Here is an 18,515-nt window from a genome sequence, read left to right on the forward strand (position 1 = left end):
TCGTGGGCAAGTCGGTTCAGCCGTCGCCGGATACTAAATCTTCCTTGTCCATGCCACGCGCGACAATTCTGATTTTATCATCCGTTAAAGGCCGCTGTAGCGCCTTTGCCTCATCCCATGGGGCGCTCAGCCAGACGTTCCATTCCTCGGCAGTCGTTAGGATCACCGGCATAGCCTTCGGGTGGATCGGCTCAACAACTGCATTCGGCGTGGTAGTGAGAAATCCATAGACCTGATGCGGCCCCGGCACGGGCTTCGACTTCGTCCCGCGATCACCATTGAATGTCGTCCATATGCCGGCGAACGCGAACAGCGGTCGCGACTCCGCAAGCGCAAACCATACAACATCCTTCTTCTTCGTCTCCGGATTGGGCTCCGGAGCGTATTCGGCAAAGCTGTTGACCGGCACGAGGCAGCGGTGCTCCGGCTTAAGCCACGCGCGCCAGTGCGGCGACGAGGTGTTGCGAATGTTGGTCACGGGTGGACCGCCGGTGCGTGGCGGCGGGGGCATGCCCCAGCGCATCATCACCAGTTCGCGTTCGCCATCGCCTACGTCGCGGATGACTGGCGCAGGGTAATCCGGAAACACGCCGGGCATCGGCGGCAGGTTGCCTTCATAGCGGCGGACGACCCGGAAGAGGTCGGTGATCGCTGCCTGGTTGGTGGTGATCGAATAGAGATTGCACATAGCTGCCTACTTGGAAGGTCCGAGACTTGTGGGCTCTAGCGCTCTTCGTTTGGGTGGACCCACTTGTATGGCGTAATGCTCTGCGTTTCGGTCAGCTTGATCATATGGACGGGTGGCGCGGAACGTCCCTTCCGGCATGATCGGCACTTGAGGGGTGCCTCCAGCTTCCAGATCGGCGTATCTCGCGGCCGGCGGATCGCATCGAGCGGCAGGCTCGCGCGCGTCTTGCACCTGTTGCACTCGACTTCGAGCCAGCCCATGCCGCCGTTCAGGCATTGCCCGATTGTCGGAGATGGTTGTGAGGGGCCGCCGTAACCTTCCATCCGGACGGACCAGGCCTGGGCTTCGGCACGATCAGCTTCGCGGACTGCCTTCTTGGCTTCTTCTCGCACATGCTTGGCGTGAATTTCCGCGCCCATGATCTGGCCGCTCCAGATGACTTCGCGTGATTTGGTGCCCATGCCGCCATCAAACCGACGTGCGGAGGCGTTGGCAAATTGTCGATTCCTAGGGGGCAACGAAGGTCGGCAGCTACTGCCCGTCGTGGGTGTGGATAAGATCGGCCGGCGCTAAGGAGCGCACGCACAAATGCGCGAATGTCGGCTTCCGATGACTAAGCAGAACTTCGTTTCCATTTGAGCCTTGCCGCTTTTGACCCATAGCTGACTACGAACTGAGGGTGAGCGTCGCACGCTTGCGGATTGGACACCTGGCTCAAGGTTGTGTCATATTTGCTGCGCAACCGATAAAAGGGGCCGCTCAATGGATCGCTTGCCGTGCATCCTGTACTTTATTTTTGTGACTGAGTTTGGCTTCGTCACGTTATCGCTTTTGCAAGGGAGATCCGCGAACGACACTCTCCTTTGGGGACTGTTCGCATCCGTTGTCTCGATACTTATCTCGGTCGGCCTCTTGCGCTGGACAGGGCTGCCACTCAATGCAACCATTGGCGAATACAATGAACGAAGAAGATTTATGCGCAACAAGGTGACACGAGTATCGACCAATGATGATGTCGCTTCTGGTTGACGCTCGCCAACTGCTTGCCGCATCATTTGGGATACCAACGGTATCTACAAGGTCTGGTTGTGGCCCTTAGCCGAAGGTCGATTGAGCGCGTGTCATGTCGGATGTCGGGGGCAAACCGGACGCCGATCTTACTTGGCGTCCACCGCTGCTTTTGACCCATCTGCGACATGGGCAGGTTCAGCCGACCAGCTGGCAGTGCCCGCTGATGACAGTACCGTCGCGTTTATGCGCCTTAAGCGTGCCGTCGACGCGGTTGATGAAACCTTGCCAGACAGCGGTCGGGTCGAACAGATGTTGCCAAATGTTGCCGAGCGTAAGCGCCGTCTCAAAGAACAAGTGCGTATCCGTGACGTGGACGGCCAAATTGCTTCCGAATGTCCGAGAGTGCATCGCCCCCTCGTCCAGATTAACGGTGACCTGTTCCCCGTTTATGTAGACCGAGTTGCGCTCGCTACCCGTAAGGCCCCGCGCCCAGCATTTCAGATCGATCGTCTCGGCATGTGCAGCCGTTGCAGCTAGGAGCGCTGCGACGATGATGGTTGCTTTCGGCTTCACAGTTATCTCGTCGCTTTGTAGCGGCCCTGCCGGGGGTTCGGACACGGCAGGACATTCGATGACTTTGCCGAAATTTCGGTGTCGCCTTCGAAGGATGTGCAGAGGACTCAGTCGTTCAGAGGTGAGCACGCGGCAATAGCCATCCCATGATCTTCTCATGCGGATCGCGACGACTGCGGACGAATGCTTTCTCGTTCTGCTGAGCGGCGGTCCTGGCGAATTCAGAAATCCCCTCCATAGACTGCCGTTTATCCTTCGGAAGCTTCGCCCATTGGCGAATGATCTTCCGGCGGGCTTCGCGTTGCTTTTCCCTTACGTCATGCATCGGTACGCTCCTTGAAGTGGATTGTTCCGGTTCGGCCTACTATGGTTTGGGCTCACTAGAACTTCAACGTCCAATCAAGAACTCTTAGCCCCTCTGATCGTGCAGCGCTATACACGGGAGCTAGTCTCATATTGGCTTTGCAGGCCGGCCGCCCTAGAATTGCGGCGATCGCAGGACGGGCGAAATGCAGTACGTTTGCGACGCGCCGAAGGGTAAGACCTGGTTCCGTATCGAGACGGAAGGTGAAGCGGCGCATGAGTCGCGCCTGATGAGCCACACAGTCGAGAAATATTTCTGCCGCGAGCGGGAGAAGGCAGTCCAGTCCTGGCGTCCGGAGCGGCCCAACGCGATCGAGCGCGACATCGGCCTCGAGGCCCATGTACAGCGAGAGATGCCGCTTTTCCTCACGTTGCGCGACAGGGAGGGCAATGCACTGACTACAGCGATGCTGCCACCGGGTGGCAAGGATCGCGGCGGGTTCCGGATCATCATCGTTGCCGCATCCAATGCCGATCCTTATCCTCAGCAGGAAGCGGCCATCGCTGCGCTGGGAGCGCATTTCGGTCTCACACTCGATCGCAACCGCTGCTTCCCCTACGGCCGCTAAGGAGCCTGACAAGTACCGCCGCTTGATTGGAGCGATGTCGGCTCATGGCCCTTGGCGGACAAAGCGGGTAACTGACCTTTCGTCCGCTTTGTGAATGCAAACCGGACATCCTGAAGCGGGTGCCGGTAGCGAAAGTTTGACTCGTCGGGCAAAACACTGGCAGACTGGCATCATCGAAAGAGGTGGTTCAGCCCGCGCGGAGCAATCCGTCGCGGGATTTTTGTTTCAGGAGACGCGATTGCTTTTTTAGAATGAGGTTTGAAATGGGAAGGTTGAAAAGAAGGACTGAATTGTATCTCCCAGTCGCAGAGCGTGTCGTCCGCGAGGGTTTCGGGGCGCCAACGCTGGCAGACATTGAGGCGTTGGCAAGAACCAAGACGGAAGCCGCCCTCAACGTGCTCGCCGCAATCATGCTGAGGGAGACGGCAAACGCGTTTGCGCGCGTGGCCGCCGCAAATGCCATTCTCGACCGGGGTTGGGGTAAGCCGGTGCAGCCTTTGGCCACTGACAAAGCCCCGCTCGAATTGCTGCACCGGATCGAACGCGTCATCGTGCATCCGGACCATTCAACGGCAATCGCCGACGAGATTGACGAAGCGGAGCAGGCTCCGGAGGCATCGCAAGACATCTTGCCTCCGGAGAAGAAGTTGCAATGACCGGATTCCAGGGCGATTGCTCTCGCGGAATCAGCTTTGACACGTCGGGCAAGACACTGGCAGAATAGCATCATCGAAATGGGATCAAGCCCGCGGGGATGCCGCGGGCTTTGTTCGTTTCGATGGGGCGGATGAGTTCGGTTTACTATCTCGCGACAGCCGGCCCAAACCACGTCGTCAGCGCATCCGCAAGGCCGCGCTGGCGCGCGTCGCCCACCCACGCCACGTGCCCGTCGGGTCGCACCAATACGGCTTCGGGTGCTGCGACCGGCCCGATCGCTGGAAGCTCCCAGCGGCCCTCGTAGCTGGTGTCGACGACGCCGACGCGATCCGCCCAGGGTGCGATGTCGATGCAGCCCGGCTTGCCAAAATTGAGCAGCAGGGGACGCGCGCCCTGCAGCAGGGTGAACAGTCTTTGCGAACCGCCCGGCGTGACGAGCTCGAGGTCGGGCATGCGGCGGCCGAGCAGCGGATGGCCTTCGCCGAGATCGTAGCGGATGTCGAGGCCGCTCATCATCGCGCCGACGCGCTTGCGCGGCTCGTCCATGCCGAGCAGGTCGGACACCACCTCGCGCGCGGCCTTGAGGCCGTCGTCGCCGCGGCGGAGCAGGGCGATCTGCGCCATGGTGTTGCGCAGCACGCGCGCGGCGACGGGATGGCGTTCGGCATGGTAGCTGTCGAGCAGGCTGTCGGGCGATCTGCCCTTGACGACCTGCGCCAGCTTCCAGCCGAGATTGACGGCGTCCTGCACGCCGGTGTTGAGGCCTTGGCCGCCGACGGAGTGATGGATATGCGCGGCATCGCCGGCGAGCAGCACGCGTCCCCTGCGATAGGAGGCCGCCTGCCGCGCCGCATCGGTGAAGCGGGAGATCCAGGCGGGATTCTTGAGACCGAAGTCGGTGCCGTACACGGCGACGAGGGCTTCGCTGAGATCGCGCAAGCCGGGCTCGCCGCTGCGCGCGAGCGTTGCTTCCGTCACCACGACCAGCACGCGCCCGCTCTCCGTCTTGCTGAGGCCGTGAAAGCCGAGCGCGTCGTGACGCAGGCCCCAGGCCGGCTCCTCGCCCATCTCGACCTCGGCCATGAGGTTGCTGAGCGTCGGTTCGAAGCCGGCGAAGTCGATGCCGGCGGTCTTGCGCACCAGGCTGCGGCCGCCGTCGCAGCCGACCAGATAGTTCGCCCGCAACGTCTCGCCGCCTGATAGCGCGAGGTCGACGCCGGTCTCGTCCTGAACGAAGCCCGTCACCTCGAAGTTCCGATAGATCGGGACCGCGAGCTCCTCGACCCAGTCGGCCAGGATGCGCTCGATGTGGCCCTGCCGCAGCGCCAGTCCGTAAGCGTGGCGGGTGGGGAGGTCGCTGATGTCGAGCCGGGTCCAGGCGAAGCCGGCGAGCTGCGTGATTTGTCCTTCGCGCAGGAAGCGATCCGCGACGCCGCGCTGATCGAGGATCTCGATGCTGCGCGCGTGCAATCCGCCGGCGCGGGTGCCGACAAGGTCCTGATCGCGCGCCTCTCGACGATGGCGACGTCGACCTCCGCGAGCGCGAGTTCGGCCGCCAGCATCAGGCCGGTCGGGCCGCCGCCGGCGATCACCACGGCATGATCGGTCGGCGCCGGGTTGCCGGCGCGGGCTTGCTCGGTCCGGCCGCGTGAGCGGGATGTCGGAAGCAGTACGGGCATGTCGTGATCCCTCGACTTGTTGCTGGGGCGGGGTTGTACGCGAAGGTCGGGGACTTGAAGCAAGCCCCTGGCGCACCACATATCTAAGTGGGAGGAGGGTCATTCTCCTGTTGCGGCCCACGGTGTTTGACACGTCGGGCAAGACACTGGCAGAATGCCATCATCGAAACGAGTTTGGTTCGGCCCGCGCGGGACAATCCGCGGCGGGCTTTTTCATGTCCACCTGGTGTGACGACAATTTCGTTCAACACAGGATTTGACTCGTCGGGCAAGACACCGGCAGAATGACATCATCGAGACGAGTTTGATTGACCCGCGCGGAGAGCATCCGCCGCGGGTTTTTTCGTTCTCGATCGGAATCGGACGGCGGCAACGCATTGCGGCCACGCACTCGACAAACCTGGAGCGCCGATCGGCGCGCCGTCGTCCGAACCATTGCTGGCCGTGCACGCGCGAACGTGCCGGCCCGCGGCGCTGGGCCTGTTGCCCGCGCCGCTGCGGTCTCCGGGATTTACGGAGATAGGGTTCGCGCCCGAAACGATCGCGCCTCGTTGCGCGATCTGCCGCGCATTTCTCTTGCTATGGAGAGACGATGACCGCCTATCTGATATCGCTCGCGCTCGCGGGTCTGGTTGCAATCGTGCTGTGGGAGATTTTTTCGTGAGCGAGGAGATTGAAGGCGAGCTCGAGCGTGCACCGGCGCGTTTTCCCGTGCGAGGGAAGACGACCAGGGCGCGGACCTTGACCGAGATCCGCTCGCTCGCGCGCAGCCACACCAGAACGGCCCTCAGGGTGCTCGTCGGCGTCATGCGCAGCGAGGATGCAACGCCGGCGGCCCGCGTCTCGGCCGCCAATGCCATCCTCGATCGCGGCTGGGGCAAGGCCGCGCAGCCGGTCGAGAACGGCGAGGACGGAATGCTGGAACTGATTCAGCGGATCGAGCGCGTCATCGTGCATCCGGCAAGCTCGAGCAGCGCTGACGCTGTTCACGACGCTTGAGACAGCGGAGATCCCGATCTGCAATCTCGCCTCGATGATCGTTGACCCGTCGGGCAAAGCACTGGCAGAATGGCATCATCGACAGAAGTTGGTGTTGCCCGCGCAGGACGCAGTCCAGCGCGGGTTTTTCGTTCTGATGCCTGGCAGAACTGCCATCAGAGACAAGAATGGCGTCCTTCATGAAATTCTGCACAATCGCGACCTTGAATCGTCGAAATCATTCTTGATTCAAGGAGCCGTCCGACTTTGAGAAGGGACGCCTGATCTGGACGACGGAGAACTGCGGTCGCTGCGATCGCAGCCGGCCGCGCTATCCCGAGGATTTGACAGATGAGGAATGGGCGTTGGCGGGGCCGCTGGTTGCGCCAGCCAGCCGCGGCGCTTCTCGCAATCAGTCCGCGGAGACCAGTCATGGACACTGAGCAATTGGTGGGCGCGATCCCTGCGGTCAATAACTTCTCGACGGTCGCTTCTATCGTATGCGTGCTTCCAACATACTTTCTTCGTCTTCAGCCTGCGACTTATAGACTCGTCCTGTCCCTGGGCATTGTCTTCGGTCTTTCGACTTTGGCGATCGTAATGGCAACGGTCTTTTGGCCGCTTCCGCACCAGATCTCTCGAGATGCTGCTATCTTCGCGGTCATTCTCTTTTCGCCGCTCGTCGTTGTCCTCATCGCGATACTTGCGCGCATTAGGCGCGTAACCCGTGTTGGCCTATGGAGGCACGGTCGTTCTGGCTTGCGTCATCCTCGATTGGGCTGGAATCTCTGGGCTTATACTTGTTCTTGGGTCGTAGTGTCGCCCGGCTGACCTGCATTTCATACCTAACGAAGGGATCAACAGACCGCCATGGCCGACAAGCTTCCGTCCTATGCTCAAGACAATCTGGCTCTGGTCGGAGAGATGACGTCTCAGATCGCCGCTGCGGCGGCGAGCGATGGTGTGTCGGTGCCTTTTATCCCTCCCGATGAGTCGTTTCCGCTCTCGCCGCAAGGCGACTTCGAGAGACTATTCGGACCGTGGCCCACGTCTTCCGGCGGCGTCCTTGCTGGTTTTAATCAAGCTCCGCAGGGACAACCCGACACACCAAACAACGAAGACTGGTCCGCGATGTGGCGCAGGCGCACCGGCCTGCGCTAGGGCGAGCGAGCGCATCCATTGTCCATCCTGAAGATTCCAACCGCCAAGATATTCGAGCCGCTGCTGAAACCCGCGCGCTACAAGGGCGTCTACGGCGGACGCGGCTCGGGCAAATCGCATTTCTTCGGCGAGCTTCTCGTCGAGACCTGCCAGGCCGAGCGCGGCACGCTCGCGGTCTGCATCCGCGAGGCGCAGCGCACGCTGGCGCAATCCTCGAAGCGTTTGATCGAGGGCAAGGTCGCCAGCCTCGGGCTCGGCCACGGCTTCAAGCTCTTCAGCGACAAGATCGAGACGCCCGGCGACGGACTCATCATCTTCCGCGGGCTTCAGGATCACACAGCCGACTCGATCAAATCATTGGAAGGGTTTCGCATCGCCTGGATCGACGAGGCGCAATCCCTCAGCGCGCGGAGCCTCGCACTGCTGCGGCCGACGATCCGCGTCAAGGACTCCGAACTGTGGGCGAGCTGGAATCCGCGCCGCAACAGCGATGCGATCGACGATTTCCTGCGCGAGCGACGGCCCGATGGGGCCGTCGTCGTGAAGGCGAACTGGCGCGACAATCCCTGGTTTCCTGACGTGCTTAGCGAGGAGCGGCTGCTGGACCAGAAACTCTATCCGGAGCGCTACGATCACATCTGGGAGGGCGAATATGCGCGCGCCTTCGAGGGCGCCTATTTCGCCTCGCTGCTATCGGAGGCGCGGGCACAGGGGCGGATTGGAAAAGTCGCGGCGGATCCGCTGCTGCCGCTGCGCGCCTTTATCGATATCGGCGGTGCGGGAGCCGCCGCGGATGCCTTCACGATCTGGATCGTGCAGTGGGTCGGAAGCGAAATCCGCCAATAATTTCATCCAGGCTGGCTATCGGCTCTATGAGCCCGAGGTACCCTGGGCCTGGTCGCATACGCTTTACTGGCGAAAGCGCCTGCGCTGAGTTGGGGAGCCGGTGTTTCCCGTGATGCGGAACGCGGCGTTCGCGGCGTAGAACTGGGCGCGCGAGACGCGGTGCAGGCCTGCACGCCCATAATGTCGAGAGGCCCGGCAGCTTGACAGCTGCCGGGCCCTTTTTGCGTTTTCAGACGATGTGGCTGAAGCACTTGCGAAGTCGGCGGCGCCGGGCTTTAAGTTTCCCCTTGCAGGAAATTCGGCGATTATAAGCCGATGTAAGGGAGCGCTATCGATGTCCACCAAGCCTCAATTGCCGGAACGTTCGTCGCGAGTGGCGGGAGGGCCTACGGCGCTCGATGGTCTGCTGGTCGTCGATTTCACGCGGGTGGTTGCTGGGCCGGCGTGCACCCAGACGCTTGCCGATTTCGGCGCGCGCGTCATCAAGATCGAGAACCCGGACGGCGGCGACGACACGCGCGCGTATGAACACGCCGAAACCGGCGGCGAGAGCGCCGCTTATCTCAGCCTGAACCGCAACAAGCGCGGTATCGCACTCGACCTCGCCGTGCCCGAAGCCCGCGAGATCGCGCTGGATCTGATCCGCAAAGCCGACGTGGTCGTCGAGAATTTTTCGAGCGGGGTCATGAAGAAATTCGGCCTCGACTACGAAGCGGTCGCGCCGCTCAATTCTCGGCTGGTCTATTGCTCGATTTCCGCCTATGGGCGCACCGGGCCGTTCGCTTCGCGTCCCGGTTTTGACCCGATCACACAGGCGGAAAGCGGCTTCATGTCGCTCAACGGATTTGCCGATGGTCCTCCAGTCCGCACCGGCCCGCCCATCGTGGATATTGCGACGGGGATGACAGCCTGCAACGCTATCCTTTTGGCCCTGCTGGCGCGGGATCGGTTCGGCCGCGGCCAACATGTCGAGGTGGCCCTGTTCGACATCGCCATGGCGATGACGAGCTTCTACGGCATGGCCTATCTGATCAACGGTGAGAACCCCGGACGGTTCGGCAATTCGCCGAGCGGGTCTCCCACCGTCGGCGTCTACGAGGCTTCCGATGGACCGCTTTACATGGCCTGCGCCAACGACCGGCTCTATCGCCGGCTGGTCGTCGAGGTGCTGAACCGGCCCGACCTCATCACCGATCCGCAATTTGCGACGCGCAAAGCACGCTCCGAGAACAAGGAGCTCTTGCGGGCAGCCATTGCGGAGGTCTTTGCGAGCGATACCCTCGAGAACTGGATGGCGAAAATGAAGCTGGCCAACATTCCGGTCGGCTATCTCCGCACCGTCGAAGAGGGCTTTAACGCGCCCGAAGCCCGCGACCGCCATCGCTTGAGCCGGATTCCGCATCCTACGGCGGACTGGGTCCCCAACATCGAAACGCCGATTTCCATGAGTCTGACCGGCGCGATTGATCCGGTTGCCGCCCCCCTGTTGGGCGAGCATACCGAGAACGTCTTGCGCGACACGCTGGGTTACGACCAGCGTCGGATCACGGAGCTCACCCAGAGGGGGGTCTTTGGATCCGGCAAGCCCGGGGTTTGAGCCCGAGTGGTTAACCTTGAGGGGCGGGCTCGCGGCGTACCGATCGCTGCTTTGCGACACGGCTGGTCGCGACATCGCATCCTTTCAAGCAGCCCGGGTTCAGGGCGACGCCATTGTGTTAGTGTTGCATCGGCTTGATTTGGCAAGGTTCCCGCCGCATAAATGTGGGAAAGCGAGGGATGCGAATGGCGCCTGGTCAAGAACCCAGTGTAGGCCAGCCTGCGGGGCCGGAATCCGGCGAACGCGCCTATGCGGCAATGATCGCGAAGGCTCGGGCGCTCGTGCCACGACTGCGAGAACGGGCGGCCCGAACCGAAGAGCTACGCTACCTTCCGCCGGAGACCGAACGGGATCTGCACGACTCCGGCCTGTTCCGGATGCTCCAGCCCAAGCGCATTGGTGGCGCCGAACTCGACTATGTCGCCCTGATTGATTGCGCCGATCTTCTCGGACAAGCGGACGCGTCGGCGGCCTGGAATCTCGCCAATCTGGCGAGCCATCACTGGATGCTCGGCATGTTCGAGCAAAAGGCGCAGGATCTGGTCTGGGGCAGCGACCCGGATGTGCTGATTGCATCCTCATTCATCTTTCCTGCGGGCCGCGCCACGAGGGTCGAGGGCGGATACCAATTGCACGGAAGCTGGCCGTTCTCCTCGGGCGTTGCGTCTTGCGAATGGAACATGCTCGCAAGCGTGGTTTCCTCTGATGACGAAGCAGACGGCATCGAATACCGGATCTTCTTGCTTCCGAAACATGACTACAAGGTGCTCGACACCTGGAATGTCGCAGGATTGCGCGGTACGGGGTCTTGCGACGTGGAGGTCAGGGAGGCCTTCGTGGCCGACCATATGACGGTTGCCGTCGGTGAGCTTGCCGGCGGCCCGACGCCCGGAAGCAAGGTCAATCCCAATCCGTTATACGCGCTACCCGTGTTCTCGCTGTTTCCCTACGTCCTGTCCGGCGTCGCGCTGGGGAACGCGCAGGCGTGCCTGAACGACTATATCGAGGTCGTCCGTCATCGCATTTCCACCTACAACCGCGCCAAGCTGAGCGATTTCCAAAGCACGCAGATCAAGATCGCGGAGGCCTCGGCCAAGATCGACGCTGCACGTCGGACCATGCGTTCGGCGTGTATCGATGCCATGGAGGATGCACGACGCCGCCACATTCCAGACATGGCGACCAAGACCAGGTACCGACGTGACGGTGCTTTCTCGGTCAATCTATGTACCGACGCGGTCTCAATGCTATTTGCGGCGAGCGGGGCGCGCGGGCTCTTCACGGCGGGCGTGTTGCAGCGGCAGTTTCGCGATGCGCACGCGATCAACTCGCATCTCGCATTCAATTTCGATGCGGCCGGGACCAATTATGGACGCGTGGCACTGGGCCTGCCGTCCGAGAATCTCACGCTGTGAGGCCGGCCGATGAATGATCTGCCGAAGCAGCCGGCCGTTCCAGATCCAGCCAACGAGCTCGCGAGCGACAGCTCGCCAATTGATCCCCGTGATTTTCGCAGCGCGCTCGGCACCTACGGAACAGGCGTCACGATCATCACTGCCGTGGCCCCCGACGGAAGACCCTATGGCATCACCTGCAATTCCTTTGCATCGGTCTCCTTGAATCCTCCTCTCGTCCTCTGGAGCCTCGGAGTTTATTCTTCGAGCCTGACCGTGTTTCAGAACGCGAGCCATTTCGCCGTCCACGTGCTCGGCGCTTCGCAACAGGCGCTCGCAAATATATTCGCGAAATCGTCCGACGATAAATTCGCTGGCGTCGACTGGACGCCGGGGCTCGGCAACGCTCCCGTGCTTGCCGAGAGCGTCGCCAATTTTCAATGCCGTTCCGTCAACCGCTATTATGGCGGCGATCATGTGATCTTTCTTGGGGCGGTCGAGGCCTATGCCTACAATGCCAAGGATACATTGCTGTTTGCACGCGGGGCGTATGGCCGGTTCGTGGCCAACGATGAACGCAAGAAAACACCGTAACGCGTTTCAGGTCGCACCCGGTGGCTCAATATTCTGTTGCTGAAAGCTTGTAGATCTCCAGCGCGTCCGCATCCGCGCCTCGCGCGGCCTTGGCCAGCCTGAAGAGCTGTCCCGCAAGCGTAGCCATCGGCACCGGTGTCGACGTCGTCTGCGCGACATCGGCAACCGTATCGAGGTCCTTGAGCATCGTGGCGATATGGCCGAGCGGCGGTGAGTGAATGCCCTGGACCATCCTCGGGACGAAGAGCTGAAGCGGGATCGAATCCGCAAATCCGCCCGCGAGCGCTTCGGGCAGCCGATTGGCATCAATTCCGGCGTTCACGGCGAGACGCGTTGCTTCCGCGAGAACGGCCATGGCGCATCCGACGATCACCTGGTTGCAGAGCTTTGCAGTCTGGCCGGCGCCGGTGGGGCCCATGTGAGTGAACCTGCGGGCCATAGCCAGCACATAGGGCCTCACCCTCTCGATGTCGGAAGCGTCTCCGCCGGCCATGATGGCAAGCGTGCCTTCCTCGGCGCCCTTGGTGCCGCCGGACACCGGTGCATCGATCCAGCCTGCACCGTTCGCAGCTTTCAGTCGCGTTGCGAGGTCGCGCGCGGCGTCGGGATGGATTGACGAGAAGTCGACGACGAGCTTGCCTGCACCGGGAGCCGTTGAAAGACCTTCGGCTCCGAAAATCACCTCTTCCACGGCCGCGGCATCCGTCACGCACATGAAGACGATGTCCGAGCTCGCCATAACGTCGCGGGGGCTGGCTCCGTGCCTTGCGCCAGCTTCGACGAGTGGAGCGACCTTGCCCTCTGATCGGTTCCAAACACTGACCTGATAGCCGGCCTTGAGGAGGCGCCGGGTCATGGGCGTTCCCATGAGTCCAAGGCCGAGATAGCCGAACCGCTCGTCGCGTTGCGGGTTTGCCTTGCTCGCATCAGCCATAGGTTGCCTCCTCCTGTCGCAGCACAACTCACGCGACCGCCGCTTTACCATACATGGCGCGTCCCGCGGCGAAACCGGACCGCTTGCATGGCTTGCCTGATTGTTTGAACCATGAAACATTTGGGCCGGTCGGGTTGGGTGGTGCCGGTCGGCGCCGGAGCAACGGAGTGGGCGCGATGCGAACGGTTTCGAGGTTGATGCTGGCGACGGGGGCGGTGGCGGCCCTGATTGCGGGCGCAAGCCCCTCACGGGCGCAGCAGACGATCCGCGTTGGCTGGACCATCCCGGCCGAGGAATCCAAATACTGGATGATGCGCAGGCCGGCTGAATTTCCTAATATCGGCAAGACCTACAACATTGAATGGACCCAATTTCAGGGCACCGCGCCGATGACGCAGGCATTGGCGGCAGGCGCACTGGATTGCGCGACGCAGGCGCCGCTGTCGCTCTCCAACGGTGTGGTCGGCGGCAATCTCAAGGCCTATATCGTGGCTCAGCACGTCTTTGAGAAGCCCGGCGGCTTCTCGGTCTACTGGGCTGTCATGGATGACTCGCCAATCAAGACCATTGCCGATCTCAAGGGCAAGACCGTCGGCATTTCCGTGATCGGCGGCGGCACGCAAGGGCCTTTCAACCTGCTCCTGAAGCAGAATGGCGTCGATCCGGCCAAGGATATCAAGCTGGTCGAGGTCGGCTTTGCCGTCTCCGAGGACGCGTTGCGCCAGGGCCGCGTCGACGCGGTCAACATGAACCAGCCGTTTGCCGCCCGCGCTGAAGCAAAGGGTGGCACAAGGAAATTGTTCTCGCTGTCCCAGGCGATGCCGAACATCGTGCATATCCTGGAAGCCTGCCGTGCCGATTTCGTCGACAAGAACCCGGAATTGGTCAAAGCCTATGTTCGCGACATCACTTCGGGCATGAAGAAGGCGCTGGCGAACCGCGAAGAGACCCTGAAGGTCGTGTCCGAGGTGCTGAAAGCGCCTGTTCCGGTGCTCGAGACCTACCTGCTCAAGGACAACGACTTTGGCCGTGATCCGGGGGCGGCACCGAACTTCCCCGCGATCCAGAAGATGCTGGACATCTACGCGGAGACAGGAATGCTGCCGAAGCTGGACGTCGCACAATTCAAGCATCCGACGATCGTCGCACCGCTGCAATAAGTGTTCGCGCCGTCTTTTGAGAGACGAAGTGGCAATGTCCCGCCGCGTGCGGGACATCGCACGAAGATGATGCAAATATGAAGAAGTTGCGATCACGGATAACGACCGACGGCCTCGACCGGGCCCCGCACCGCGCATTCATGCGCGCAATGGGGCTGGACGATGCGGCAATCGCCAAGCCGATGGTTGGCATTGTCAGCATGAAGGGCGAGCAGACGCCCTGCAACATGACCCACGACTTCCAGGTGGCCGCGGCCAAGACGGGTATCGAGGAGGCCGGCGGCACGCCGCGCGAATTCTCGACCGTGTCGGTCTCCGACGGGATCAGCATGAATCACGAGGGAATGAAGTTCTCCCTCTTTTCGCGCGAGCTGATCGCCGACTCGATCGAGGCTGTCGTTCATGGTCTCGCCTATGACGCGTTGATCGGATACGGCGGATGCGACAAGACGCTTCCCGGCGTGATGATGGGCATGGTTCGTTGCAACGTGCCGTCGATTTTCATCTACGGCGGCAGTTCGCTGCCGGGGCGCGTGGACGGGCGAACGCTGACCGTGCTCGACTCCTACGAGGCTGTCGGCAGCTTCATGACCGGAGAGATCGACGGCGCCACACTGGAGCGGATCGAGCGCGCCTGCCTGCCGACCATCGGTGCGTGCGCCGGCCAGTTTACTGCGAACACCATGGGAATGGTGTCGGAGGCGATGGGGCTGACCATTCCCAACGTCTCGATGGTGCCTGGTGTCTACGCCGAGCGCGCGCAGATCTCGCGACGCGCCGGGCGGCTGATCATGGAAATGCTGGAACGCGGCGGGCCGCTGCCACGGGACATCGTGACGCGGAAATCCCTCGAGAACGGGGCGGCGATCGTCGCCGCTACGGGCGGCTCGACCAACGCCGCGCTGCATCTGCCCGCCATCGCGAACGAGGCCGGCATCGCATTCACGATCGACGATGTCGGCGAGGTCTTTGCCAGGACGCCGCTGATCGGAAACCTGCGGCCCGGAGGCAAATACACGGCGAAGGATGTCTACGACATAGGTGGCGCCGCCGTGGTGATCCAGGAGTTGATCAGAAGCGGTCATATCGACGGTAACTGCATCACCATCACCGGCCGGACGCTTGCCGAAGAATATGGCGCGGCCAACGCGCCGGACGGTGAGGTCGTTTACGCGGCAAGCGCGCCGATCATGCCGGATGGCGGTGTCGCGGTGCTGAAGGGCAACCTCTGTCCGGATGGTGCGGTCATCAAGGTCGCAGGTTTGAAGAGCCAGTCCTTCGAGGGCGTTGCGCGCGTTTTCGAGGATGAGGAGGCCTGTGTCGCAGCGGTTCGCGACCGCAGCTACAAGGCAGGTGAGGTCCTGGTGATCCGCAACGAAGGGCCGGTTGGCGGCCCCGGCATGCGCGAGATGCTCGGCGTCACCGCGCTGATCTACGGGCAGGGCATGGGCGAAAAGGTGGCCCTGATCACCGACGGGCGGTTCTCCGGCGCGACCCGCGGCATGTGCATCGGCTACGTGTCCCCCGAAGCATTCGTTGGCGGTCCGTTGGCCCTCGTTCGCGACGGCGACAAGATCCGGATTGATGCTACAAACCGGCGTATGGATATGCTGGTCGACGAGCCGGAGCTCGCGGCGCGCCGACGTGATTGGAAACCACGCCCGCCGCGTCACCGCGCAGGCGCGCTCGCAAAATATGCGCGACTGGTCGGCCAGGCGCCGGGCGGAGCGGTTACCCATGAGGGGCCGGCAGAATGGCCCTGGTTCGAATGACGCGGCGTACCTGTGCGAGAACGGCCACCTGTCTGGCAAGTTTCTTGCTAAGCTCCTGCCGCTGACGGAGGACATCCAGCAGACAAGTTGCGCGACGTTCGTGCGCGGGTGAAGTGGGAGACGGGATGAAGGTCGTGCCTTCGAGATCCAGCGAATGGGTGGGAGCGGTGACGCCACAAAAGCCGGCTTCTGCGATCATCGAGATCGACCGCGTCTCGCAGGTTTTTCAGACCTCGTCGCGCAAGGATCATCTGGCGCTATCGGAGATCTCGCTGACGATCGACGAGGGCGCCTTTGTCTCCATCCTTGGTCCGTCGGGGTGCGGCAAGTCGACACTGCTCTACATCGTCGGGGGCTTCGTCAGCCCGACCAGTGGCGCGGCGAAGATCAAGGGACAGGCGATCACAGGACCCGGTCCTGATCGCGGGCCGGTGTTCCAGGAGTTTGCGCTCTTCCCCTGGAAGACCGTGCTGGGCAATGTGATGTACGGGCCGCGTCAGCAGGGCGTGCGGACTCCTGAGGCCGAAGCGCAGAGCCGGGCGCTGATTGAGATGGTTGGCCTCAAGGGCTACGAGAACTTCTATCCCAAGGAATTGTCGGGCGGCATGAAGCAGCGCGTGGCGCTGGCCCGAACGCTCGCCTACCATCCCGAAGTGCTGTTGATGGACGAGCCGTTCGGCGCGCTCGACGCCCACACCCGGACGCGCTTGCAGAACGATCTCCTGAACATTTGGGAGCGCGACCGCAAGACGGTGCTGTTCGTCACACATTCGGTGGACGAAGCCGTCTTTCTGTCGGACAAGGTCGTGATGATGTCGAAGTCGCCCGGCCGCATCCGGCAGGTGATCGACATCGATCTGCCGCGGCCGCGCCGCCGCAACGAGCTGTTGCTCGATCCGCGCTACCAGAAGTACGTCGTCGACATCGAGCGCATGTTCGACGAGGTCGACGAGACCGGATCGCCGTCATGACATTGCTGGCTACCTCCGCCAGACGTGCTGCCCCGGTGTTCGCCTGCATCGGGCTGCTGGCGATATGGCAGGTCGCCTCGATCGCGCTGAAGAACGACAGCTTTCCGACGGCGATCGAGGCGATCCGGGCGATTCCGGATATTCTCGGCGACAAGGAGTCGCTGATCAATATCCTGGCCTCGCTCCGCCGCATGGCAATCGGGTTCGGTGTTGCAGTGCTTGTTTCGATTCCTCTCGGCCTGCTGATGGGACGCAGCCGCGCAGTTGCGGCCTTCTTCAATCCGCTTCTGATGGTGATCTACCCGGTACCGAAAGCGGCCTTGATGCCGATCATCATGCTGTGGCTGGGGGTCGGTGATATCGCAAAAACGCTGGTGATCTTTCTCGGCGTCAGCCTGCCCGTGATCTATCATAGCTTCGAGGGCGCCAGGGCGGTCGAAGAAAAGATGCTGTGGTCAGGTGCGGCCATGGGGCTCTCGCCCTTGCAACGGTTGGTTCGCATCGTGTTGCCGGCGGCGCTGCCGGAGATCCTGACTGGCTGCCGCACGGGCTTGGTGCTGGCGCTGATCACAATGATCACCAGCGAAATGATTGCCCGCCAGTCCGGCGCCGGCAACATCCTGTTCAACGCGCTCGACATGGGTCAATACGACACCGTCTTTGCGATGATCATCATCGTGGGAGCGATGGGAATCTGCCTCGATGCGATCTTCGAGCGGGTCCGCGCAAGGCTTGTGCGCTGGTCCGAGCCTCAGTTCGACATACCGCTGAGCTTCTCATGACGCCGCGTATTCTCCCATCAAATGTCCTTCTCGGAATCGCGCCAATCGTGCTGGTGATCGCGGTTTGGCAAGGCCTGGTGTCATTCGGCTTTGCGCCTGCGGTCCTGCTGCCGCCGCCCGGGTTCGTCTTCAGCCGGTTGCTCCAGCAGCTCGTGACGTGGACATTTCAGCAGGAGATCGCGGCGACCTTGATCCGGTTGTTTGCCGGCTTCGCGATTGCGGTCGTGCTTGGTGTCAGCATCGGCATCGCGGCTGCTGCCAGTCCCGCGATCGATGCTGTGGTTCGGCCGATCGTCCGCGTGTTGGCGCCGTTGCCAAAGGTTGCGCTCTATCCGGCGCTCCTGCTGCTGCTCGGCTTCGGCCACGGATCGAAGATCACGCTGGTGGCCGCGGATGCGCTGTTCCCTATTCTGTTGTCCACCTACTACGGCGCCTCGACCGTCGAGCAGAAGCTGATCTGGTCGGCCATGGCGGCGGGAACGCCGCGCTATGAAGTCCTTTTCAAGGTGGTGCTGCCGGCGGCGATGCCGTCGATCCTGACCGGCTGCCGGATCGGCCTTGTCATTTCCTGCATCGTGGTGTTTCTGGCCGAGATGATCACGTCGACGGACGGGCTGGGTCATGCCCTCGTCACGGCGGCCCGGACGTTCCAGGCCGTCGACATGTTCGTGCCGCTGATCACGATCTCGCTGCTCGGGTTGATCTTGAACGCGCTGCTGGGCGTCGTGCGATCGTACCTCCTACGGGGCTTTCCCGAAGCGTGATCTGACGGAACAAGAAACCACG

General features: G+C 62.1%; 19 protein-coding genes and 3 pseudogenes. 16 read left to right on the top strand and 6 right to left on the bottom strand.

What is annotated here, in order from left to right; translation table 11 throughout:
- Positions 1-16 precede the first annotated feature (16 nt).
- A complete protein-coding gene (locus EI171_RS16825; RefSeq protein WP_161534058.1) occupies positions 17-688 on the bottom strand; it encodes an SOS response-associated peptidase in 672 nt (223 codons plus the stop codon).
- A gap of 35 nt (positions 689-723) precedes the next feature.
- The gene (locus tag EI171_RS16830) at positions 724-1,149 is read right to left on the bottom strand and encodes a hypothetical protein (protein WP_202633156.1); all 426 of its coding nucleotides are present in this window, start codon (positions 1,147-1,149) and stop codon (positions 724-726) included.
- A gap of 301 nt (positions 1,150-1,450) precedes the next feature.
- On the opposite strand from EI171_RS16830, the gene EI171_RS16835 reads away from it, so the two are divergent.
- Positions 1,451-1,717 carry a hypothetical protein gene (locus EI171_RS16835; RefSeq protein ID WP_161534060.1) on the top strand — a complete coding sequence of 89 codons (267 nt, stop codon included), beginning with the start codon at positions 1,451-1,453 and terminating at the stop codon, positions 1,715-1,717.
- Between the two features lie 177 nt (positions 1,718-1,894).
- Here EI171_RS16835 and EI171_RS16840 read toward each other — a convergent pair whose 3' ends face one another.
- Positions 1,895-2,272 carry a hypothetical protein gene (locus EI171_RS16840; protein ID WP_161534062.1) on the bottom strand — a complete coding sequence of 126 codons (378 nt, stop codon included), beginning with the start codon at positions 2,270-2,272 and terminating at the stop codon, positions 1,895-1,897.
- Positions 2,273-2,387: 115 nt separating this feature from the next.
- A complete protein-coding gene (locus tag EI171_RS16845; RefSeq protein ID WP_011087399.1) occupies positions 2,388-2,597 on the bottom strand; it encodes a hypothetical protein in 210 nt (69 codons plus the stop codon).
- 184 nt (positions 2,598-2,781) lie between these two features.
- Here EI171_RS16845 and EI171_RS16850 point away from each other — a divergent pair, with 184 nt between their 5' ends.
- Together EI171_RS16850 and EI171_RS16855 are read left to right on the top strand one after the other, a co-directional pair.
- On the top strand, positions 2,782-3,204 hold the full coding sequence (locus EI171_RS16850) for a hypothetical protein (RefSeq protein ID WP_011087400.1): 423 nt from the start codon (positions 2,782-2,784) through the stop codon (positions 3,202-3,204).
- A gap of 263 nt (positions 3,205-3,467) precedes the next feature.
- Positions 3,468-3,860, top strand: coding sequence for a hypothetical protein (locus EI171_RS16855; protein WP_246740562.1), 393 nt, complete (start codon positions 3,468-3,470; stop codon positions 3,858-3,860).
- Between the two features lie 145 nt (positions 3,861-4,005).
- Here the strand turns inward: EI171_RS16855 and EI171_RS16860 are convergent.
- Positions 4,006-5,540, bottom strand: a pseudogene (locus EI171_RS16860) (FAD-dependent monooxygenase).
- A gap of 660 nt (positions 5,541-6,200) precedes the next feature.
- Between EI171_RS16860 and EI171_RS16865 the strand changes: the two are divergent.
- From EI171_RS16865 to EI171_RS16890, 8 genes and pseudogenes are all read left to right on the top strand, one after another.
- Positions 6,201-6,539 (top strand): hypothetical protein, encoded by a 339-nt coding sequence (locus EI171_RS16865; protein WP_246740563.1) that lies wholly within the window; start codon positions 6,201-6,203, stop codon positions 6,537-6,539.
- Between the two features lie 263 nt (positions 6,540-6,802).
- A pseudogene (locus EI171_RS45715) lies at positions 6,803-6,919 on the top strand (IS5/IS1182 family transposase); the annotation flags it as partial.
- A gap of 469 nt (positions 6,920-7,388) precedes the next feature.
- Positions 7,389-7,679: a hypothetical protein gene (locus EI171_RS16870; protein WP_161534067.1), complete on the top strand. Its 291-nt coding sequence runs from the start codon at positions 7,389-7,391 to the stop codon at positions 7,677-7,679.
- Positions 7,680-7,697: 18 nt separating this feature from the next.
- Positions 7,698-8,525: a PBSX family phage terminase large subunit gene (locus tag EI171_RS16875; protein WP_246740564.1), complete on the top strand. Its 828-nt coding sequence runs from the start codon at positions 7,698-7,700 to the stop codon at positions 8,523-8,525.
- Positions 8,515-8,613: pseudogene (locus EI171_RS45720) on the top strand (GNAT family N-acetyltransferase); the annotation flags it as partial. The gene EI171_RS16875 and the pseudogene EI171_RS45720, both read left to right, overlap by 11 nt.
- Before the next feature lie 246 nt (positions 8,614-8,859).
- Positions 8,860-10,122, top strand: a complete 1,263-nt coding sequence (locus tag EI171_RS16880) for a CaiB/BaiF CoA-transferase family protein (RefSeq protein ID WP_161534071.1) — start codon at positions 8,860-8,862, stop codon at positions 10,120-10,122.
- Positions 10,123-10,307: 185 nt separating this feature from the next.
- Positions 10,308-11,537, top strand: a complete 1,230-nt coding sequence (locus EI171_RS16885; protein ID WP_161537024.1) for an acyl-CoA dehydrogenase family protein — start codon at positions 10,308-10,310, stop codon at positions 11,535-11,537.
- Positions 11,538-11,546: 9 nt separating this feature from the next.
- A complete protein-coding gene (locus tag EI171_RS16890) occupies positions 11,547-12,110 on the top strand; it encodes a flavin reductase family protein (RefSeq protein ID WP_011088836.1) in 564 nt (187 codons plus the stop codon).
- Between the two features lie 25 nt (positions 12,111-12,135).
- Here EI171_RS16890 and EI171_RS16895 read toward each other — a convergent pair whose 3' ends face one another.
- The gene (locus tag EI171_RS16895) at positions 12,136-13,044 is read right to left on the bottom strand and encodes an NAD(P)-dependent oxidoreductase (protein ID WP_161534074.1); all 909 of its coding nucleotides are present in this window, start codon (positions 13,042-13,044) and stop codon (positions 12,136-12,138) included.
- Between the two features lie 176 nt (positions 13,045-13,220).
- Between EI171_RS16895 and EI171_RS16900 the strand changes: the two genes are divergently transcribed.
- From EI171_RS16900 to EI171_RS16920, 5 genes are all read left to right on the top strand, one after another.
- Positions 13,221-14,204 (top strand): ABC transporter substrate-binding protein, encoded by a 984-nt coding sequence (locus EI171_RS16900; RefSeq protein ID WP_161537025.1) that lies wholly within the window; start codon positions 13,221-13,223, stop codon positions 14,202-14,204.
- 77 nt (positions 14,205-14,281) lie between these two features.
- Positions 14,282-15,976 (top strand): dihydroxy-acid dehydratase, encoded by a 1,695-nt coding sequence (gene ilvD / locus EI171_RS16905; protein ID WP_161534077.1) that lies wholly within the window; start codon positions 14,282-14,284, stop codon positions 15,974-15,976.
- Positions 15,977-16,101: 125 nt separating this feature from the next.
- On the top strand, positions 16,102-16,947 hold the full coding sequence (locus tag EI171_RS16910) for an ABC transporter ATP-binding protein (RefSeq protein WP_028174453.1): 846 nt from the start codon (positions 16,102-16,104) through the stop codon (positions 16,945-16,947).
- On the top strand, positions 16,944-17,729 hold the full coding sequence (locus tag EI171_RS16915) for an ABC transporter permease (protein WP_028174454.1): 786 nt from the start codon (positions 16,944-16,946) through the stop codon (positions 17,727-17,729). Before EI171_RS16910 ends, EI171_RS16915 begins: the two co-directional genes overlap by 4 nt.
- Positions 17,726-18,493 carry an ABC transporter permease gene (locus EI171_RS16920; protein ID WP_011088830.1) on the top strand — a complete coding sequence of 256 codons (768 nt, stop codon included), beginning with the start codon at positions 17,726-17,728 and terminating at the stop codon, positions 18,491-18,493. The genes EI171_RS16915 and EI171_RS16920 overlap by 4 nt, the downstream gene beginning before the upstream one ends.
- The last annotated feature ends 22 nt before the right edge of the window (positions 18,494-18,515 follow it).

The organism is Bradyrhizobium sp. LCT2 (assembly GCF_009931255.1).
In the GTDB taxonomy this organism is placed as follows: domain Bacteria; phylum Pseudomonadota; class Alphaproteobacteria; order Rhizobiales; family Xanthobacteraceae; genus Bradyrhizobium; species Bradyrhizobium diazoefficiens.